The sequence below is a fragment of the Deefgea chitinilytica genome, from assembly GCF_016881405.1.
Taxonomy (GTDB): domain Bacteria; phylum Pseudomonadota; class Gammaproteobacteria; order Burkholderiales; family Chitinibacteraceae; genus Deefgea; species Deefgea chitinilytica.
On record NZ_WOFE01000004.1, the window covers coordinates 110,383 to 130,127 of the forward strand.

Genomic DNA, 19,745 nt, shown 5'->3' on the forward strand with positions numbered 1-19,745 from the left:
CTCAAGCTACGAGTCATATAAATTCATATGGTATTAGCCTGTAGGCATTATTTAGTAATGCCTATAGGCTAATACTAATTATTTAGCGAGTGGCGTGCTGCACAAGCTTTCCATCAATGCACGCCATTCTGGCAATTCGGGTACGCCAGGTTTGCGTACGCCAAAGAACTGCACGATGAGTTCGCCATCGGCAGCGTAGACTTCGAGCGAGGTCACCCAGCCGTCGCTTGTTGGCTTGTTAACGACCCAGCACGATGCAATCGCTTCGGTATTGAGATGCAGATTAAATTTCGGATCGAGGACGTTGTACCAAGGGCCGGTGCGAAGTAGTTTTTGGACTGGGCCTGAATGAATTTGCACGATGCCGCGATTGCCGACAAAACACATAATCGCTAGTTCGGAAGCGGCTGCAGCTTGCAGCATCGTTTCAGTCGCATCGATCGCAACCGATTGCGCCAAATCATCGCCCGCAGCTTGCAGCGCACCAAGGCGGCTGACTTTGTGTTTGCGCAGCATAGGGAAAAAACCGTGCGTATCGGTGAGCGCCAACCATGCTTCGCGTAGTGCAGCGGCATCGCTGGCTTGGGTTGGTGTTTCATCGACCGGGTAGGCGGCGATGTGCGGCCATGCTGGTTCTGCTGCGGCAAATTTCGTGATGATGGCGTCAAAAGCAGCGATATGGCTGTGTTCAGTCAAATATACTTTATGGATTGCGACGCCTGCGCCGTCAAAAAACTGCACGCTGCGGCGTTCGCCTTCGATGACGGCAAATTGGGTTTTCCACATTGCGAAAAACATCCGCAAATCTAAATCTTTACCCAAAACGAGACCGATGCTTTTCTCGGCGTCGACCTGCTCGTACTCGCCGTGACGCTCGTGTACACACCAATCGTTGCGGCTCAGTACCATCACTTGGCCTAAAGTCGGTAATTCGCGGAAGATTTCTTGTGGTGTGCCAGCCAGCGGCGTTGCCGCCACGCCGCATTGCGCAGCGACGAGTTCTGCTTCGCTGACGTTGAGGCGTGCCGCGCGCTCGCGGGCACGTAGTTTGGGTTCGGTTTCCAGTAGGGCTTGGTAGGCTGCTTGCAAAGTGGCGGCGCGCTCGGTAAATGTCATCGCATTCATGGGGATTCCTTTATTAGTGTGTATGGGTATATTGCTCAATCAAATTTTAAAATTGACTTATAAGGCTATACCTAAGGTATAGCCTTGCTTCTTTAGTCTTTAGAATTTCTGCCGTTTAAAATTTCCAGTCCGCCACAATTCGCGCATTGCGGCCGGGCTGGGTCAGGCGATCCAGCGTGCTGGTATTGGTGGCGATGCTGCGCACGTCGCTGTCGATCCAATATTTTTTGTCGGTCAGATTAAAAATACCGCCAGTTAGCGTTAGATTTTTGACGGGGCTCCACCATGCAGTCAGATCGACTACACCGTAACCGGGGGCTTGAAAATCTGTGGCGTTGGGGGTTTCGGTTTGTTTTTCGACCGCAGTGAAGAGCAATTGGCTGCCCCATTGGCTTTGGCTATACGACACGCCAAAGACGCCTTTGAGTGGCGCAACTGAGCCCAGTGGCTGATTGTTGCTCTCATTCTTGCCTTTGGCCCAAGCGACATTGCCCCAAGTTTGCCAGCCATCGGCAAATTGCCAGTGCATCCGTGCTTCAGCACCGTAAATGCGCGCTTCGCTGATGTTTTGGCTTTGGTAAGTGACAAAGGTGCCGGGCACGCACGCTGTGTTGCCGGGGCAGTTGATGCTCATTTGTTCAATAAAATCGTCGTAGCGATTATCAAATGCCGTTACGCTGCCGCCGAGTGTGTTGTCGCCAAAGCGCGAGCCGAATTCGAAACCACGGCTGGTTTCTGGTTTGAGATCGGGGTTGGCAATTGCGGCGTAGCCCATTGGTGAGACATAGCTGCCGTTGAGCTCCAGCGCATTGGGCGCACGAAAGCCGCTGCTGTATTGACCAAATAGCGTCACCGTCTCTGCTGCGCGCCATGTTGCGAGTAGTTTTGGTGAAATGGCAGAGTCTTTTAGACCCGTTGCTTTCCCCCCACCCTTGCTAAAGGCTTTGTCTACTTCGGGCGTCAGCTCGTAGGCGTCGTAACGTAGGCCTGGAGTTAAGGTGAAACGGCCATCGGCAAAGCCCAGTTCGTTTTGCGCATAAATACCCCATTGCGTGGTTTTGGTTTTTGGAATATCGCGGACATTCAAGCTGCTCGATGCCGGTGTGCCATCGCGTAATTCACTGAAATCGGTTTGAAACCACTCGGCTCCGATTGTCCAGCGCTGGCTGATTTCGCCATCGATTTTTTTCTCGACCAGGCCATTGATGCCCGTGAGGTCTTGTTCATAGAAAGAAACACGGCTCCAGTTGGGCGTGATGACCTTGCCGCTTTGGCGTACTTGATACGAGCTTTGCGTGGTATCCATGCTTTGGCGGTAAATTTTGGCTTGCGCACTGTCAATCACGCCGCCTGCCGCGGGTGCGGTATAGCTATAGTCGAGTGAAATACGGCGGCGTTCTTGCTCGTCAGAAGCATGGCTGGATTTCACTGAAGTGAGCATCGGCGCACCGATTTCGGAATACAGGGTGGTGTCGACTTCGCTGCGATACGTTTCGGCGGTTAGCCCTAGTTTGTGGCCGCCATCGAGGTAATGCTGCAATTTGACTAAGGCACTGCGTTTTTCGGTATCTTGCGGATTGGCGGTGGTGCGGCCATATTTTTGCGTGTCGATCGTGCCCTTGTTTTCTAATTCATGCCCACGACGGCCTGCGACTTGTACGAGCCCGAGTGTATTTTCACCCATCGCAAAAGCGACTGCGGCTTGCCCGCCATAGCTTTGATCGGCGCTGCCGTAATCGGCTTTGACTTGACCTGCTACTTGTTGCCCCGGCTGCAATAAATCTGCAGGCTCGGTCGTGCGCATGCCAACGATACCGCCCAACGCATCTGAGCCATAGAGCGTTGAAGAGGGACCACGGACGACTTCAATCGCAGAGAGTTGTGAGAAATCGACTTGGTCACGGCCACTATTGAGGTAAGCACCAAACGTAAACACATCGGGCAGTCGAATCCCGTCGACCAACATCAACACGCGATTGCCTTCTAAGCCACGAATATTGACGCTCGATAAGCCAAAGCGCGAATTTTTACTGATATTCACGCCTGGTTCCGAGCGTGCAAAATCACGGAAATCGTTAATCATATTGGTGTTGAGTTCGTCACGTTGTGTCGCGCTCACCGAGGGGGGTAAGTCCGCTAAATTACGCTCGGTGCGGGTGGCGGTGACGACTACGGGATCCAATTGATTGAGCGCAACTTGCTCGGCGGTGGTGGGTTTGGTCGCGGTGGCTGGCGTAACGGCAAAGGCTTGCTGTAGTGACATCGCGAGTAGAGTCAGAGTAAAGAAAGAGCCCTTCATTTTTTTCCCTTGGTTAATTTTTGGCTTTTGCGTAGTGCGGGTTGCATCACGTGGGCAAAGCGCTTAGAGAATTATTTTGTATTGATAATCATTCTCTTTTGATGTTTGCTATGATATCGATAGTCATTCTCATTTGCAATTGATTTTGTACTAGCCTAGAATTCACTCACTCCATTGCTGCGTGTGATTTTTGAAAATGAAAGTGATTTATTCTTTGATTCTGGTGAGCATGTTGTCGGCTTGCCAAAGTGCGCCGACGGCTCACAACACTGTGTTATTGGGCGAGGTGCACGACAATGCAATCGGCCATCAGCAACGCTTGGCTTGGTTGGAACAAAAAGTAGCGCAAGGCTGGCGACCTGCGATTGCGATGGAGCAATTTGATCGTGAACGGCAAGCTGATATCGAGCGCGCAAGAAAAGAGCGCCCAAATGATGTTGATTATTTAATTCAAACCGTAGGCGGAGCACGCTGGGATTGGTCGTTGTATAAACCGGTGCTTGATTTGGCCTATCGCTATGAGTTGCCGATTCTGGCCGCCAATTTGTCGCGTCAAGAAGCGGGCGAACTATTTAAAACCGGTCGAGTTGATTTACAAGGCGCAGAGGGCGTTAATTTAAATGATCCTTTGCCCACCAAACTGATTGAGCAGCAGCGCGTTGCTGTGCAATTAGGGCATTGCGGCCAGTTACCTGTGGCGATGGAAGAAAAAATGGCGCGAGCACAAATTGCCCGTGATCGGGTAATGGCAGCGACGCTGCTGCCGTATCAATCGCGCGGCGTAGTTTTGCTGGCAGGTAACGGCCACGTGCGTCGCGATATCGGAGTACCACAGTGGCTTAACTCGGCGTATTCGGTGGGTTTTGTTGAGTCAAAAAGTGAGGCGAATTTTGATGAAGTGCATTTGATTCCTGCCGCCGAGCGACCTGACCTCTGCGCGAGTTTTAAATTGAATCAATAAGTGTTGGATGAAAAAAACCGCACACCACTTTGGTGTACGGCCTTTTTGATTAGATTATCTTATTCAGATTTTTCTGGGAACGGCTCATTTTTGGTTTTCCACAGCGAGTACAACACCCCCGCAAGCAGTAGACCGAATGTCACCAATAGCGATACCAGCGTTGGGATTTTGAATGCCACCAATTCAATGTCGTTCAAATACACCAAACCGACTTTAATCCCGATAAACACCAGCACTACGGCTAAAGCATACTTCAGATAGTGGAAGCGATGCACCATCGCCGCCAGTGCAAAGTACAGCGCACGCAAGCCTAAAATCGCGAAAATATTCGAGGTGTATACGATAAATGGATCTTGGGTAATCGCGAAAATCGCCGGAATACTATCAACGGCAAATACTAAATCGGCGGTTTCAACCAAGATCAAGCACAAGAATAATGGTGTTGCCCACCAGCCTTTTGATAGACCATGCTCTTCACCACGTACCCAGAACTGATTCCCGTGAATACCTGGCGTAAAGCGCATGTGACCGCGCAACCATTTATAAAAACCATTGTCTTCCAGTTTGCCGTGCTCATCATCGGCAATCAGCATTTTGATCCCGGTAAAAATCAAAAATGCGCCGAAAATCATCAAGATCCATTGATATTCAGATACCAAGACCGCGCCGACGCTAATCATCAAGCCGCGCATCACAATCGCTCCGAGAATCCCCCAGAACAAAACGCGGTGTTGATAAATCCGTGGTACGCCAAGGCTAGTAAAAATCAAGGCAATTACAAATACATTATCCATTGAGAGCGATTTCTCAATCAGATAACCTGTCATGTATTCCATGCCAGCCGTTGCGCCTTTGTACCACCAGAGCCATACCCCAAATAAAAGCCCCATCGCGATATACATTGCCGATAGCTTTAAGCTTTCGTTGACGCTGATTTCGTGGTCGTCTTTTTGTAGTACGCCCAAGTCAAATGCGAGCAGTGCGATGACGACAGTAAAAAACATCAGCCAAACCCAGACTGGGTAGCCCACCCATACTCCCATTAAAAATTCCATTTGTGTTCCCTGTGATTGATGACTTGCAATGCGAAAAATTAACTTGCAGACTAGACAAGTATAAATTGAATTGCGCGAAGAATTTAGACTATGAGTGGAGTTGGAGAAATAAGTTTCATCGATAGCCATTGTCATCTCGACGCTGCGGAGTTCGATTTGGATCGCGATGCGGTTATTGAGCGCTCGATTGCTGCCGGAGTGACGCAGTGGGTGGTCCCCGCGGTCACATCGGAAACCTTTGCCAGTACCCGCCAAATGCAGCAAAAGTATGGCACACACATTGCATTTGGCTTGCATCCTATTTATGAAGCGCAGCATCGCGATGAGCACTTATTGCTGTTGCGACAAGAACTGGATGTCGGCGATGCGGTGGCGGTTGGCGAAATCGGCCTTGATTTTTATTTGCCTGAACTGAATGCCGAGCGGCAAATTCATTTTTTCGAAGCACAACTCAAAATCGCCCGCGATTACGACTTACCCGTCATCGTGCACATTCGGCGCAGCCAGGATCAAGTCCTTAAATATCTGCGTAAATGGAAAGTGCGCGGTGGAATTGCACATGCGTTTAACGGTAGTGAGCAGCAAGCTGCTGAATTTATCAAATTGGGATTTTGTCTCGGTTTTGGTGGGGCGTTAACGTATAGCGGCTCACAACGAATTCGTCGTTTGGCGCAAAGCTTGCCGCTCGAGTCGCTGGTGCTGGAAACCGACGCGCCGGACATCACGCCGAGCTGGTTGGCTGGGCCTCCGCCACGGCGTAATGAGCCGGCTGAGTTGAGGCAAATCGCGGTATGTTTAGCCGATTTAAGAGGTATTACACTGCATCAGCTTGCGGTCATAAGTCTTGAAAATACGCAGCGCGTATTGGGAATTGCGACGATGTAATGCTAACTAAAATCAGTTTTTTGCTTTTTTAAGGCTTACTTAAATATTTTTTTTGACATCATGAAATTCGAGTATAGAATCATAAGAAGAATAAAAATACTTTTAAATCAATGATTTAGGTTATTATTATATTCTTATGGAGCGATAATCATGCGTATGTCAAATCTCGCTGTTGCAGCAACATTGGTCTTCTCTGCTGGTTTTAGTCAGGCTGCGTTGATTCCGGTAAAGGTATTTGAAAAAGACACGATGGTTGACTCTGTCCATCGTGAATTCACGAATTGGACATCACCTTATAAAGTTTCTAAAGCAGGAGAATATTCATTTGATGTGATCTTGACGTCTACTGATGGCAATTTTGCATCACTAGTTGATAAATTTTATGTGAATAATAAGCGTTTAAAATTTAACGCTGTGGGTGGATCTACTGATAGCTACGTTAGTAGCTTTAGTTTTTATGCTAAGCAAAATGATGCTTTACAATATCTTTTATCGTTTAGTGTCCCCCTTAATGTGATTGGTAAAGTAAACATCAGTTTGAATCAAGTAGCCCCTATTCCCGAGCCAGAAACATACGCTTTAATGGGGCTTGGCTTGATTGGATTGTTGGCTGCGCGTCGTCGTAAGATCGCTGCTTAAGTCAACATCGCTTGCTTCCAAACCCGCTACGGCGGGTTTTTTTAATACCAAACTTGCTCGTGTTTACCATTACTCAGATGTTTGCTTAGCACTTGGCTTGGGTTATAGCCAAAGTACTGGCGAAAGCGGCGCGAAAAACTAGATATTTCTTGGTAGCCACTGGCTCGTGCCACGTCCCCCACGCGATGTCCATGCAGCAATAGCTCTTTGGCCTGATTCATTTTCATTCTAAAAATCAGCTTATTGGGTGTTTCACCTAAATGCTGCATGCACAGTCGATGCAAGTGCGTGGTGGTAATGTGTAGTTGTGCAGCAAGTGCGGCATTAGTCCAATCTTGCTGCAAGTTCTTTTGCGCATGAGCAAACAGTTGATCTAATTGCTCGCTCCAACCGATTTTAGTACTAAAGGCTTGCGTGGCGCGTTCTAGCGCCAAGCAGAGAAAATCTAAGGCTGGCACCGCTAGATTGCTCGTATCGTTTGTATTAAAGCGCAGCACTTCGCGATGAAATTGTCGCATCGCATCGGCGAGTGTTGCACCGTCTACACTGTGAGTGATCGCTGGCAGTGTGCGATGTAGATAATCCCAGCGTGAAGTGCAATACAGCAAAAACCACACATGTTGCATCGGCTCGGTGCCAATGCGTCGATAGCCGCAGTGGACTGATGCAGGCATCAACGCTAATTGCCCTGGCAGTAAAGTGCGGGTCAGACCGTCTGGCGTAAAGACTTCGCCACGTCCCGAAAGGCAAAAAGCCAGCACGTGCCACGGGGTGTCTACCCGCTCAACTTCAAAAAAATCCCGACCTTCGCTAAGGCCACACATCATTATCCCGCGATCACGCAGTGGGGGATAAGGTTCTTTGTGGAACACATGAGTCCCCACCATGATTTGTGGGGATTCTGGACCGATATCGAGCCGTTCGCGATAGATGAGTGCCATAACATTAATTCCAGTTGCACATTGCTGCTACTTATCCATTCGCTTCAATCAGTGATGGGTAGGGGAATGTTAGTTTTAGACAAATTGAATGTCATGTTGCGACATTTTAATCCGTTCAGCAAGTGAGTAATCTAGCTGTCTATTAGCTTTCGAAAAAGAAAGGACAAAGGTGATGTCTCAGTCTAGTAAGCCTTCCATGCTTGGCTCTTGGCAACTGGTGACCGGTGAGTGCCGTGACGACAGTAGTGGTGAGCAAGTTCAGTATCAAGCTGTGCAGTGCCGTTCATTAAAAGTTTTGTCGGAAACTCACTTTTCATTTATCACGTATCAGGGCGGAGAGTTCTACTTTGCAGCAGGCGGCCGCTATTGTTGCGAGGGTGAGCAATACACCGAATGGCTTGATTTTGCCAGCCATCCTTCGATGCAGAATCGCGAATTTGTGTTTCAGTTTCGTATCGAAGGTGATCTTTGGCACAACACGCGCTGGGAGAATGGCGTGCAAGTTGAGCATGAAATCTGGCGCAGACTGGACGCTCAATAAAACCCACACTGAATACGGGCAAATTAAGTATGTTGATCGAAGTAGAAAATCTAAGTCGCGTTTACCGCACGCCGATTGCGCCGAAAGGTTGGGCGGAGCGTTTTAAACAAGTGTTTCGTGCCAATTTTGAAGATAAACGCTCAGTGAGTAATGTGAATTTCACGATTGCGGCGGGCGAGTGCGTTGGCTTGGTCGGCCCCAATGGCGCAGGGAAATCGACAACAATAAAAATGTTGACTGGTATTTTAGAACCTAGCTCTGGCAAGGTATTGGTCGCTGGCCATCATCCACAAAGGGATAGGGTTAAATACGTTAAGAAAATTGGCGTCGTTTTTGGTCAGCGTAGCCAGTTGTGGTGGGATTTGCCAGTCAGAGATTCGTTTGAAATTTTGCAGGCATTGTTCGATGTGCCGCAGGCCGCATTCAATGAGCGCTTGGCGCTGTTTCGTCGCGAAGCAAATTTGGACGAGTTTTATCATCGCCCAGTACGTACTTTATCGCTCGGTCAGCGCATGCTCTGTGAAATCGCCGCCGCATTTTTGCATAGCCCTGATGTCGTGTTTTTGGACGAGCCAACGATTGGCCTTGATTTAGATATGAAGTCGCGGATGCGTAGCTTGATTCGCAAGCTCAATCAAGAGGCTGGTACGACGGTGTTAATTACGTCGCATGATGTGGGCGACATTGAGCGGCTGACGCAGCGATTGCTGTTGATCGATAAAGGTGAGCTGCGCTTTGACGGCAGTTTGGTGCAATTTCGCCAACACGCGGGGGACGGTCGCTGGTGGGCGGCGCGCTTGCCGCCGGACTTGGTTGCGGCGGCTCAAATCAGTTTACGCCAGCATCATTCGGCCTTGCCGGTGCGTTTGCGTGGCGAATGGCTCGAAGTGGCGCGCCACGATAGCTTGCCATTTGCCGAATTAATGCAAATTCTCGCGCCATACTCGGTGAGTGAACTGAAACCTGTTGAGCAAGAATTTGAAGAGCTGCTGCACGGTTTTTATCTGGCTAATCAAACGGAGGCGGTATGTTAAGTATTCCGTTCAAAGGTTGTACTGCTTTGCTGTGGGGCAGCGCGCGGATTCTGGCCACTGACCGCAAAGGGCGTTGGTTGGTGACGTTTGGCTATTTGATTGCCTTGTGGTTGCTGTATTACTTATGGGCGGCGCTGTTTAACGATGGCACCGAGCGGGCAGGGATGAATTTTGCTGGCGCGTTTTTGCACGTCGCCGTGGCGCAAACCTTGTTTACGATCTTACATGTTGGCACGGATTGGCGATTAGCGCGTGAAATTCGTTCTGGTGAAATTGCGACGCAACTGATTTTGCCGATGTCGCTGAATCTGCGTCATTTTTCGATTTCGCTGGGGCGTGCTTTGGCGCAAGCTGCGTATATTTTGCCCGCGTTTTTGGTTTTTTTGTGGTGGTTTGACTTGAGTTTGGCTCCCAAAGCGATTGGGTTGGCTTTGCTGTCGGTGTTTTTGTCTTTTGTGCTGATGTTTTGCATTGATTTTGTCGTTGGTTTGGCTGGCTTTATTGCGACTGATTTATGGGGTATTACCGCGAGCAAAGATGCGCTGGTGCAGTTTTTGGGCGGCGCTTTAATACCGTTGGCGTTTTTTCCGGCGGCGATGCGCGAGGTGTTGGCATATTTACCATTCGGGCATTTTTTTAATACGCCAGTTGGCTATATCACCGGTGAAATTGCCAGCATTCAGCCAATGCTGATTCAGGCGGCATGGACAGTGCTGTTTCTCTTTGCCGCCGCATTGGCGGGGCGGATTGTGCTGAAAAAGTTGATTGTGTTTGGGGCTTGAAATCGATAACCCGAGTCCACGAAAAGCACGAAAAGCACGAAAAAATCAAAAGCAATTTGATTGAGTTTGTTTGTTGGGTATTTGCTTGTGGCCAATAAATTGATTGGCCTGTATGTATATACATGTTGTATTGGTGTTTTTTCGTGCTGTTCGTGTTTTTCGTGGACAAATTGTTAAAAGGTATTGTTATGCAACTTAGTCCATTTTGGCGCGCGTATCGGCGCATGGTGGGATCAGAAGCGCGCGCACGCTTGGAAAATCGGGCCGATTTTGCGCTGATTATTTTGGGCGTTGCGGTTACGTCGCTCTCGACCGCTGCCACTTTGTATTTCATGCTCGGCGCGACAGGCACGATTGCGGGCTGGCATCGTGGTGAATTGATTTTTATGCAGGGCTTTATGTTTTGCATTTTTGCGCCACAAAGCGCCTGCTACAACAGTATGTTTTGGTTGGAACATTGGCTGAAAACTGGCGCATTTTTGCGTTTTTATACGCGTCCGGCCAATCCTTTGTTGCTGCTGGCTTTAGAGCGCTTTCACCCGCAAGGATTTATCGTGTTGCTGATTGGTTTGGCTTACTGCCTATTTGGTCTGTGGGGTAGCCCGCTATTGCATGAGCCGAGGTTTTACGTGGGATTTGTGCTGTTGATGCCTTTGTCGGCGCTGGTGCTGTGGGTGATTAATCTGGCGGCCTTGTCGACTTGCTTTTGGTTGGGGGAGTCGCATCCGGTGTTTATGACCACGGGGAAATTGGTGGATATGTCGCGCTATCCTTTGGATTTGTTTCCCAAGCTGGCCACGATGATTTTTATGGCCCTGCCTTTGGCAGGAACTGTTTGGTGGCCGAGCAAAGCCTTACTACGTGATGCAAGTTTGCCATTGACGTTGCTGGGGATGGCGCTGTTGGCAGGTGTCTGCGTTGCTGGCTTGAACTGGATGTGGCGCGCTGGGATGCGACACTACGCAGGTGCCGGAGGTTAAGTTTTGTAAAGAATTGTTATTCGCAAAGAAAAAGCGACTAAAAATCAATGATGCAATGTTACATCAGTGGTATTGCTAATTGAAAAGACTTGATACGTATGATTTTTGCAATGTTGCAATTGTAAAATTTGACGCTGCTTTATGCTCTCTGGCCTAATATCCGCCGTAAGTTTTATTGCAAGCAAAATCATAAGGATTTGTCATGTTTAGCCCAGTTGTTCGCTCTTGTGTTATTGCCGCTACATTGTTCGTTGCTGCACCAGTATCGGTATTGGCTTTTGACGCTAATTCAAGCCGCCCTGTGAATGTCAACGAGAAAGGAGTGGCTTTACGCGGCTTTGATCCGATTTCTTATTTCAGTGGTAAAGGGCCAGTGATGGGGAGCGAATCGAATAAATTTGTTTTCGACGGCGCGACGTACTGGTTTGCATCGGCTGAAAATTTGGCGAAGTTCAAAGCCAATCCATCGCAATACGCACCAAGATTTGGTGGTTTCTGCGCGATGGGCGTAGCAAAAGATAAAAAAATCGATAGCGACCCAACGGCATGGCGGATTGTCGATGGTTATTTGTTCGTTTTGCAAAACAAAGACGTACAAAAAAATTGGTTGGTTGATGTTTCTGGCAATCTAAAAGCGGCGACAGTAAGCTGGAACACCATCAAGAATATTGCCCCCAAAGGCTTGTAATTCGCAGCGTGATGCCAATCATTTATTGCATATAAATTGATTGGCATCGACACCATGCAATGGCAATATCGATTAGCAAACGCAGCAGATTTACCCCAGATCGTTGCGATTTATAACAGTACCATTGCCTCTCGGCAGGTCACGGCAGATACCGAACCTGTTTCGCTTGATAGCCGACAAGCTTGGTTTGCTGCGCATCAGCGCCCAGATCGCCCTTTGTGGGTGGTTGAGCAGGCTGGTGTTATCGTCGGCTGGCTGTCTTTTTCCAGTTTCTATGGCCGTCCGGCTTATCAAGGTACTGCTGAAGTGAGTATTTATCTGGCTGAGTCGGTGCGAGGGCAAGGGCTTGGGCAATTTCTACTTCAATCAGCGATTGATTTTGCTCCTAGTATTGCTCTGCATACTTTGCTCGGCTTTGTTTTTGGGCATAATACCCCTAGTGTAAAACTGTTTGAGCGATTTGGCTTTGCCCGATGGGGGCATTTACCCTGCGTCGCTGAGCTGGATGGCATCGAGCGCGATTTACTCATTTTTGGTTTACGAGTTTAGACCGATTGAGTGGCTAGTGCTTGTTGGGTCGCTTGGCGTAATTCACGTAATTGCGCTACTGGCAAAGCGTCGGGCGAGGATTCTAATTGCGCCCAGCGCTCGGCGAGCAATTCGGCACCAATTTGGAGCGCAATTCCTTTGGCACTATGGGCGTGACGGATAGCGTCTTCTTGGTGGCCTTCGCTGTATGCTTGGGTAAATTTTTCTTCTAATTCCTCGATTCGTAGCAGCCCTTTTTGGCATAAAGGCCAAAATCGCTCGGCTGAGAAACCTAAGCGTTGCATGGCGTTTTCTGCATTCAGAATAAGTTGGGATTCGCTTATCGGTGATGGCGCTGGTGTTTTAGCATCGGGGTTTAATAAGGCAACGATTTCATCGATTGTAAAGGGCTTGTGCAAATGCCCCGTGAAAGCGCGAAACTCGGGTTTCGTTTGTAACTCTGAGAGTGGGCTAGCAGAAACGAGGTAGATAGGCTGATTCCAGCCGTTTTCACGTAGGCGAACCGCCGCATCCATTCCGTTCATTTCTGGCATCTGGTAATCCATGATGATCGCAGTAATTTCAGGATTGTGTTGCGCTTGAGCTATTCCTTCGAGCCCATTGGCCGCTTCTAGTGTTTTTGCGCCAAAGTCGTGCAGTATTTCACAAATCATTTCACGATTGATGGCTTGATCTTCAACGACCAAAATCAATTGATTGCTGAGTGATTTGGGATGCGCGATGTGGTCAGAGTTTGTTTTTGTTGTCGAATCGGCAAGCTCTGGGGCGCTTTGTGCTTGCACATTAACGATGAATTCACTGCCAATATGCTCTTGGCTGGTAAATTGAATATCACCATGCATTAAGCGCGCGTAGTCGCGACTGAGAGCTAGTCCTAAGCCCGTTCCACCCGCGAGTTGACCTGATTCGCCTTGCTCAAATGGAGAAAAAATCCGTGCTTGATCTTGGGCTTTAATCCCACATCCTGTATCACACACTGTTGCGTAGATTTGGTAATAATTCGTGTGTGCTTCTGCATAAAAAATGACGCTGACTTTACCTGCTTGCGTGAATTTCAGGCTATTGCTAATCAAATTAATCATGATTTGCCGAAATTTACCTGCATCTAGTATGACGTTGTCGGGTAATTCGGCCGCGAGATGAATGCTGAAATCGATCGCTTTGGCTTGCGCCATCATTTCAAACATGGTTTCAAGCTCTTGCTTAAATTGTTTGAAGTTGAGCGTTTCGTTCACTAGGCAGAGCTTGTTTTGATCGGCTTTAGATAGATCAAGGACATTGTTTAATAGTCGCAATAAATGAGCACCACTTTTAGCGATATGACTCACTTCCCGCCGTTCTTCAGGGCCGAGTGGTTTGCGAGATAGTCGATCGGTATAGCCCAGAATGGAGGTAAGTGGCGTGCGTATTTCGTGGCTAATATGTGCCAAAAATCGGCTTTTCGCTTCGTTGGCGACTTCTGCTTGTTGGCGTGCTTCTTGTAACGAGATCGCCGTATCTGCGAGTGTCTGGCGGCTTTTTTCTGAGCGCCACAACGCATATAAACCCAGTGCAGCAGAAATAAACAATAGCAACATTTGCAGTGTTGCCAAAATAACCCTTAATTCCCCCCAGTGGCGAATATCTTTTCGATTTTCGTCAATCTCGTTCGCATCATGGGTACGAGCCTCTTGAATTAAGAGATTCACTTGAGGCTCGAGCGCAATCGTAGCTTGTTTGAACTTTTGCCAGTCCTCAGACGAAATAGGATTTTTTTCTAATATTTTGGCGCTCTCGTGAATGTAGCGTATCAACGGCGCCATAATCGGTTTGGTTAAGTTGGGATGTTGAAATAAGGGCGCAGCCTCGATTTCCCCTACGGCAAAACTATGAATTCGGCTGTAAAAAATATCAAACCGCAGCAAGATGGGTTCTAACTCGGTTGGATTGCCATGCTGTACGACTTCGCGAAGACGCTGGTATTCATTATTCAATTGAAAAAATTGCCATAACTGATTATCGATGCCCGTTTCACTGGCATAGTTAAGCGCTTTTTTCTGTTTGAATTCAAAATGCACCATCACACTAAAATTGCTAAGTAAGATGATGCAAATCGCTGCAAAGATGATTCTAAATCGAGTCATGCGCAGCTTTATTCCGCGGTGATACTGCGCAATTGCCAGCTACAGCGACGGTAGTAATCGGTTTTTCGTAATTCTTCGTGCTCATGAAAAGGGTACACAATAAACAGTGGGCCTTTTTCGCGAACCGACATCGGCTTGCCATCGAGTTGGCGTGCGATGATGACATCGTATTCAAATGCATCGCTGACAGGGATGCTAATCGTATAGTCGTTGAGTGCAATGAGCCGAATTTGCCCAGAGTGAATGCCCGCCAATTTCAAGACATCGCGCAGCAGGGGGCCCTCAAATTTCTTCGGCGCTGGATACCATGGAGTTTGGACGGTCATGCTTTTTTGTGGCAACTTGGCTAGCGCAGCATCACTGAACTGAATCGTATTGCTAGCGGGTTTTCCTGTTACAGTGAGAATGATTTTTTCGCTCACTTCTGCTGACGCAAACGCACTGAACGTTGCAAAACAAAAACTCAATAGCAAGGTGCGTAGCATGCTCGTACTCGGTTGAAATTTGAGCTTTAAATTGTAACGTGAATATCATGATATTGTGATGAATTACCGTTCATCGATAAGGCAGGGCAGATAATCGGTAAGTTTTGCATGTAAATATGCCCCAGCGCTGCTGGCAGCTTAGTGCCAACAGACTCTAGGGCATCTTTAGCGGTCTCACTCAATTAAAGAATAGAAAACGCAATCATCCCCACTGTTGCGCCAGTCGTTCCTAAAATGGTCTCCATGACCGACCAGGTTTTTAAGGTTTGCATTTCATTGGCGCCAGTGAACTTACCAAATAGCCAAAAGCCAGAGTCATTCACATGGCTGAGCACAATTGAGCCGCCAGCAATACAAATCGATAAGGCAGCCAGTTGTGCGCCAGAAAATCCAGCTAATTCAATTACTGGCAACACCAAACCCACCGTGGTTAAGCAAGCGACCGTTGCCGAACCTTGAATCACGCGTACTGCTGCGGCGAGTACAAAACACGCAATCGCAATCGGTAAACCCGCGCTAATCAGCGCATTACCCAGTGCTGGGCCAACGCCGGAGTCAACCAGTACCTGCTTAAACACACCGCCCGCTCCTGTCACCAGCAAAATAATCCCCGCTGGTTGTAGCGCTGCACTGCAGATTTCCATGACTTTTTCTTTACTCATGCCGCGTGGGATGGCGAGCCCATAGATGGCAAGTAAGCAAGCCAGCAAAATCGCTGTGAATGGGTGACCGATCAGTTGTAGCCATTGAAACATTGTGCTGCTTGGGTCGATCAAGCGGGCGACGATGGTTTTCAGGCCAACCAGTAAGAGTGGGAACAAAATCAGCGACAAGCTAAAACCAAACGAAGGCATTTGATTTTGCCCTAGGGTTGGCTCACTCACGTCGCTTGGCAAGGCCAAGTGCACATGCTTGCTAATGAAATTGCCATAAATTGGTCCAGCCAAGATCATTCCTGGGATCGCAGCCGCTAAGCCAAGCAAGATCATCCAGCCAAAATCAGCATTCATTTGCGACGCCAACAACATCGCGGTTGGACCCGGCAGCAAAAATGCCGCAGAAGCAGCAACACCAGCAAATAAAGGAATCGCCAGTTTGATCACATTGCCACCCGTGCGACGTGCCACCGCAAAGACCACGCCAATCAGCAACACAATCGCCACATCAAAAAACAGCGGTAGCGTACAAATGAGGCCAGCAATCCCCAATGCGTAGTTCGCGCGGCTGTGGCCAAATTTGTCGAGTAATTTGACGGCGATTTGATCGAGCGCGCCCGTTTCATGCAAAATTTTGCCAAACATCGCGCCCAAGGCGACGACAATCGCCAAGAACCCTAGCGTGCCGCCCATGCCTTTTTGCATGGTGTCGGCGATTTTATCGATGGGCATGCCAGAGAAAATACCGGCGCCAATCGACACCATCATCAATGCAACAAAAGCGTGTAAACGTGCCTTCATCACTAAAAACAGCAGTAATAGCACCGAGCCTAGCGCGGTGAAAATCAGTGTGAGCGTTTCCATGATCATTACTCCCGCGTCAAAATGGCTTGGTAGGCTTGCTCGATGACTGCGTCAAGCGGCTGGGCGATGTCGATTTCAATCACATCGTTTTCGTCGGCGCCTGGTACTTCGAGCGCGGCAAATTGTGAGGCCAGCATCCCGCTTTTTTGGAAATGACCTTGCCGTGCAATCAGGCGTTGTTCAATCAGATCAAAGTCACCCTTTAAAAATAGAAAGGCCAGATTCGGATTACCCTGACGTAAACGATCTCGGTAGGCTTTTTTCAGCGCAGAACACACAATTAACGAGACCGGATTGGCGCGTTGCATCGCGAAAGCCGCGTCATTGATGGCGGCGAGCCACGGTGCGCGGTCATCATCATTCAGCGGCTGCCCAGAAGCCATTTTCTCGATATTGGCTCTGGGGTGTAAAAAATCGCCGTCTAGAAATGCGGCGCCTAGTTTTTGTGCCAATTGTGTTGCGACCGCTGATTTGCCACAGCCTGATACACCCATTAATACGAATATTTTTGTATTTGCCATTTTTCGACTCCATTCTTGAATATGTTACGAGTAACATGTTACCAGTAACATATTGCCTACACTTTTGCGTTAGCTCAAGGTTAAACAAGGGTTTAGCGCTGATTTTGGCTTGGGGATACTACTTATGTAGTGCGGTAAATATTAACTACGAAATGTATATGGAGCTGTAATCGATCGCAGCTGTGCTACAGCGCTATACGATGGGGGAGTATTACGGCCTTGCCATCACACTCTGGCCCATAAATAAATGAAAGCCTAAATCCAGTGTCCGATCAGGATAAATGTGTCCATTAATGCTGCCGATTAAGCGCTCAGCAGCGCAGCGACCAATCGCTTCGCGTGGCGTAACGATGCTGGCGAGCTGCGGTTGTAAGGCTAGACCAATGTCTAAATGGTTAACTCCGGCAATACGCACGTCGTTGGGAACGCGTTTGCCTATGCTTTGTAGCGCCAATAGGGCGCCGGCAGCAATATCGTCATTGGTACAAAATACGCCGTCGAGCGAAGGGCGCTCGGCGAGTGCTTGTCGCATCAGTTCACCACCTAAGGTAAAACTGGATGAGGCACTGGTTTGTACGATGTGCGCTGGCAGATTGCGCGCTGCCAGTGCTGCGCGAAGACCCGCTTCACGCAATTGAGTGCGAGTATCCATTCGGGCGGCTAAATACACCATTTCTTTGCAGCCCTGATCGAGCATCGCATTGACCATCGCCATGGCGGCGGCTTGGTGATCCATGCCAACGGCTAAATCGATGGGGTGCGCGGGTAAATCCATCATTTCAACGACGGGAATTGCCGCGACTTCTAGCATTTGCAAAGTTCGTGCAGTGTGGTTCGATTCGGATAACAGTAGCCCATCGATATGAAATGAAAGCAGCTGTTCGATTTGCTGCTCTTCGCGCTCTGGTTCATAGCCGTAATGGCCATACAGCGTGTGATAACCGGCTGGCGTGCTGACTTGCTCGATGCCTTGCGCCACTGCGGAGAACACTTGGTTCGACATCGAAGGCAGTAATACGCCAATTGCACGACTGCGCGAATTAGATAGCATCGCTGGCACACGGCTGGGAATATAGCCCAGCGCTTGCATCACTTCGGCAATTTTGGCTGCGGTTGCAGGTGCGACTAACTCGGGCGAGCGCAGATAACGACTGATGGTCATTTTTGACGTGCCGACTTGGTCGGCGACGTCTTGTAGCGAAGGGCGGCGGGGTTTATCGAGCATGTACGTTGCCGCAGACAGGGCAGTGTGGGTCTTGTTTGTATTTCATTTCACGCCAGCGTGAGCTGCGTGCATCAAAGAGTTGCAAGCGACCAATTAAGGTTTCACCCATTCCCATAATCACTTTAAGTGTTTCCGCCGCTTGGGCTGCGCCAATAATTCCGACCAAGGGCGCAAAGACGCCAAAAGTTGCACATGGCCCGTCGTTGGCCTCGCCTTCTTCGTCAAATAGGCAGTGATAGCACGGCGCGCCAGCAATACGGCTATCGAACACGCTCAGTTGTCCATCAAAACGTACTGCCGCGCCCGAGACCAACGGTGTTTTACTGACAACACAGGCGCGGTTGACCGTATGGCGGGTGGCGAAATTATCACAGCAATCGACGACGACATCGGCGGCACTGACGAGCTCGAGCAAACGCTCGCCACTGGCGCGTTCGGCGAAGGGGCGGACTTCAATTTGGCTATTGAGTTGTTGCAAAGTGAGTGCTGCCGATTGCGCTTTGTTTTGGCCGACTCGATTTTCAGTATGCACAATTTGTCGTTGCAGATTGGTCAAATCTACCGCGTCATCGTCGACAATTGTCAATGTGCCAATCCCAGCGCTGGCTAAATACAGCGCCACCGGAGAACCTAATCCGCCCGCACCAATAATAAGTACATGGGCATTGCAGAGTGCGGTTTGGCCTTCAATGCCAATTTCGTCGAGTAAGACATGGCGGCTATAGCGCAGCAGTGCGGCGTCATCGAGGTCAATTTGAGCCGTTCGGGTAGGGCAGAACGTCATGGCGTCAACACCAAAACAAAGAAGCACTCATTATAGCGCGCTGGCGTGTGCCAAAGGCTTGTGTATTGTCAGAGCAAAGTGAAAAATCGGTATGAATGGGTATATTGATATAGGACTTGATCAATAATGGTTGCATGGGTATACCGTGTGCTAAAGATACCGGCGGAGCTCTTCTGGCGTTTCATCATGATCACCGTGTGGATGCTTTTCCCATACTTTTGCATATACGTCGCGGCTTTTGATATTGTGCTCTGGGATATTTAGATTGTCGCATTGCACTTCTTCACAGTAGTGAGCTAGCGCGCGTTTGATTTTTTGCAGGATATGATTGTCAAGATGAAAGCCTGCATCCATCAAGATGGTTTCGAGCTTGAGCAGGGTGTGCTCGCTGACGCTATATTGCACCGAAACTCGATGCTCGCTCGGATACGCTTGCACCGTCACCCCGACAATACGCCCAAGTAAACGCGCAGCTTGCACCGCTTGATCAGTCGGTAGTGCGCTAAATACGATATCGCGATGCTGTAGTTTGAGGTCAGAATGAGATTTCATGATTGAGCCTATCGATAAGTCTTATCGTTGGTATAGATTAGGCTTTTTTTTTGCAA

At 48.9% G+C, this 19,745-nt stretch carries 20 protein-coding genes; 9 read left to right on the forward strand and 11 right to left on the reverse strand.

The features are described from left to right. Window positions 1-78 precede the first annotated feature (78 nt). Both GM173_RS10555 and GM173_RS10560 read right to left on the reverse strand, forming a co-directional pair. Window positions 79-1,125: a hemin-degrading factor gene (locus tag GM173_RS10555; RefSeq protein WP_203571344.1), complete on the reverse strand. Its 1,047-nt coding sequence runs from the start codon at window positions 1,123-1,125 to the stop codon at window positions 79-81. A gap of 115 nt (window positions 1,126-1,240) precedes the next feature. Next, window positions 1,241-3,424, reverse strand: a complete 2,184-nt coding sequence (locus GM173_RS10560; RefSeq protein ID WP_203571345.1) for a TonB-dependent hemoglobin/transferrin/lactoferrin family receptor — start codon at window positions 3,422-3,424, stop codon at window positions 1,241-1,243. 196 nt (window positions 3,425-3,620) lie between these two features. Between GM173_RS10560 and GM173_RS10565 the strand changes: the two genes are divergently transcribed. Continuing rightward, window positions 3,621-4,385: a ChaN family lipoprotein gene (locus GM173_RS10565; RefSeq protein WP_203571346.1), complete on the forward strand. Its 765-nt coding sequence runs from the start codon at window positions 3,621-3,623 to the stop codon at window positions 4,383-4,385. Between the two features lie 59 nt (window positions 4,386-4,444). Here GM173_RS10565 and GM173_RS10570 read toward each other — a convergent pair whose 3' ends face one another. Further along, window positions 4,445-5,440, reverse strand: a complete 996-nt coding sequence (locus GM173_RS10570) for a TerC family protein (RefSeq protein WP_275412346.1) — start codon at window positions 5,438-5,440, stop codon at window positions 4,445-4,447. A 90-nt stretch (window positions 5,441-5,530) separates the two neighbouring features. On the opposite strand from GM173_RS10570, the gene GM173_RS10575 reads away from it, so the two are divergent. Both GM173_RS10575 and GM173_RS10580 read left to right on the forward strand, forming a co-directional pair. Next, the gene (locus GM173_RS10575) at window positions 5,531-6,325 is read left to right on the forward strand and encodes a TatD family hydrolase (protein ID WP_203571347.1); all 795 of its coding nucleotides are present in this window, start codon (window positions 5,531-5,533) and stop codon (window positions 6,323-6,325) included. A 150-nt stretch (window positions 6,326-6,475) separates the two neighbouring features. Then, the gene (locus GM173_RS10580) at window positions 6,476-6,964 is read left to right on the forward strand and encodes a PEP-CTERM sorting domain-containing protein (RefSeq protein ID WP_203571348.1); all 489 of its coding nucleotides are present in this window, start codon (window positions 6,476-6,478) and stop codon (window positions 6,962-6,964) included. Window positions 6,965-7,005: 41 nt separating this feature from the next. Here GM173_RS10580 and GM173_RS10585 read toward each other — a convergent pair whose 3' ends face one another. Beyond that, window positions 7,006-7,905: a helix-turn-helix transcriptional regulator gene (locus GM173_RS10585; RefSeq protein ID WP_203571349.1), complete on the reverse strand. Its 900-nt coding sequence runs from the start codon at window positions 7,903-7,905 to the stop codon at window positions 7,006-7,008. Window positions 7,906-8,077: 172 nt separating this feature from the next. Between GM173_RS10585 and GM173_RS10590 the strand changes: the two genes are divergently transcribed. The 6 genes from GM173_RS10590 to GM173_RS10615 all read left to right on the forward strand — a co-directional run bounded on the left by GM173_RS10590 (window position 8,078) and on the right by GM173_RS10615 (window position 12,479). Next, window positions 8,078-8,446, forward strand: coding sequence for a DUF4488 domain-containing protein (locus tag GM173_RS10590; protein WP_203571350.1), 369 nt, complete (start codon window positions 8,078-8,080; stop codon window positions 8,444-8,446). A 29-nt stretch (window positions 8,447-8,475) separates the two neighbouring features. Next, entirely contained in the window at window positions 8,476-9,480 is a 1,005-nt protein-coding gene (locus tag GM173_RS10595) for an ABC transporter ATP-binding protein (protein WP_203571351.1), read from the forward strand. Further along, on the forward strand, window positions 9,474-10,262 hold the full coding sequence (locus GM173_RS10600; RefSeq protein ID WP_203571352.1) for an ABC transporter permease: 789 nt from the start codon (window positions 9,474-9,476) through the stop codon (window positions 10,260-10,262). The genes GM173_RS10595 and GM173_RS10600 overlap by 7 nt, the downstream gene beginning before the upstream one ends. A gap of 188 nt (window positions 10,263-10,450) precedes the next feature. Next, entirely contained in the window at window positions 10,451-11,242 is a 792-nt protein-coding gene (locus tag GM173_RS10605) for an ABC-2 family transporter protein (protein WP_203571353.1), read from the forward strand. A 202-nt stretch (window positions 11,243-11,444) separates the two neighbouring features. After that, on the forward strand, window positions 11,445-11,930 hold the full coding sequence (locus tag GM173_RS10610) for a YHS domain-containing (seleno)protein (RefSeq protein WP_203571354.1): 486 nt from the start codon (window positions 11,445-11,447) through the stop codon (window positions 11,928-11,930). A gap of 54 nt (window positions 11,931-11,984) precedes the next feature. Next, window positions 11,985-12,479 carry a GNAT family N-acetyltransferase gene (locus GM173_RS10615; protein ID WP_203571355.1) on the forward strand — a complete coding sequence of 165 codons (495 nt, stop codon included), beginning with the start codon at window positions 11,985-11,987 and terminating at the stop codon, window positions 12,477-12,479. Here the strand turns inward: GM173_RS10615 and GM173_RS10620 are convergent. From GM173_RS10620 to GM173_RS10650, 7 genes are all read right to left on the reverse strand, one after another. After that, window positions 12,476-14,602: a hybrid sensor histidine kinase/response regulator gene (locus GM173_RS10620; protein WP_203571356.1), complete on the reverse strand. Its 2,127-nt coding sequence runs from the start codon at window positions 14,600-14,602 to the stop codon at window positions 12,476-12,478. The two genes, GM173_RS10615 and GM173_RS10620, sit on opposite strands and share 4 nt — an antisense overlap. Window positions 14,603-14,610: 8 nt before the next feature. Continuing rightward, entirely contained in the window at window positions 14,611-15,087 is a 477-nt protein-coding gene (locus tag GM173_RS10625) for a putative pterin-binding protein (protein ID WP_203571357.1), read from the reverse strand. Window positions 15,088-15,269: 182 nt separating this feature from the next. After that, entirely contained in the window at window positions 15,270-16,607 is a 1,338-nt protein-coding gene (gene gntU / locus GM173_RS10630) for a gluconate transporter (protein WP_203571358.1), read from the reverse strand. A gap of 5 nt (window positions 16,608-16,612) precedes the next feature. Continuing rightward, the gene (gene gntK / locus GM173_RS10635; RefSeq protein WP_203571359.1) at window positions 16,613-17,128 is read right to left on the reverse strand and encodes a gluconokinase; all 516 of its coding nucleotides are present in this window, start codon (window positions 17,126-17,128) and stop codon (window positions 16,613-16,615) included. A 211-nt stretch (window positions 17,129-17,339) separates the two neighbouring features. Then, window positions 17,340-18,353: a substrate-binding domain-containing protein gene (locus GM173_RS10640; RefSeq protein WP_203571360.1), complete on the reverse strand. Its 1,014-nt coding sequence runs from the start codon at window positions 18,351-18,353 to the stop codon at window positions 17,340-17,342. Beyond that, window positions 18,343-19,137, reverse strand: coding sequence for a HesA/MoeB/ThiF family protein (locus tag GM173_RS10645; protein ID WP_203571361.1), 795 nt, complete (start codon window positions 19,135-19,137; stop codon window positions 18,343-18,345). The genes GM173_RS10640 and GM173_RS10645 overlap by 11 nt, the downstream gene beginning before the upstream one ends. A 150-nt stretch (window positions 19,138-19,287) precedes the next feature. Further along, on the reverse strand, window positions 19,288-19,689 hold the full coding sequence (locus GM173_RS10650; protein ID WP_203571362.1) for a hypothetical protein: 402 nt from the start codon (window positions 19,687-19,689) through the stop codon (window positions 19,288-19,290). Window positions 19,690-19,745 lie beyond the last annotated feature (56 nt).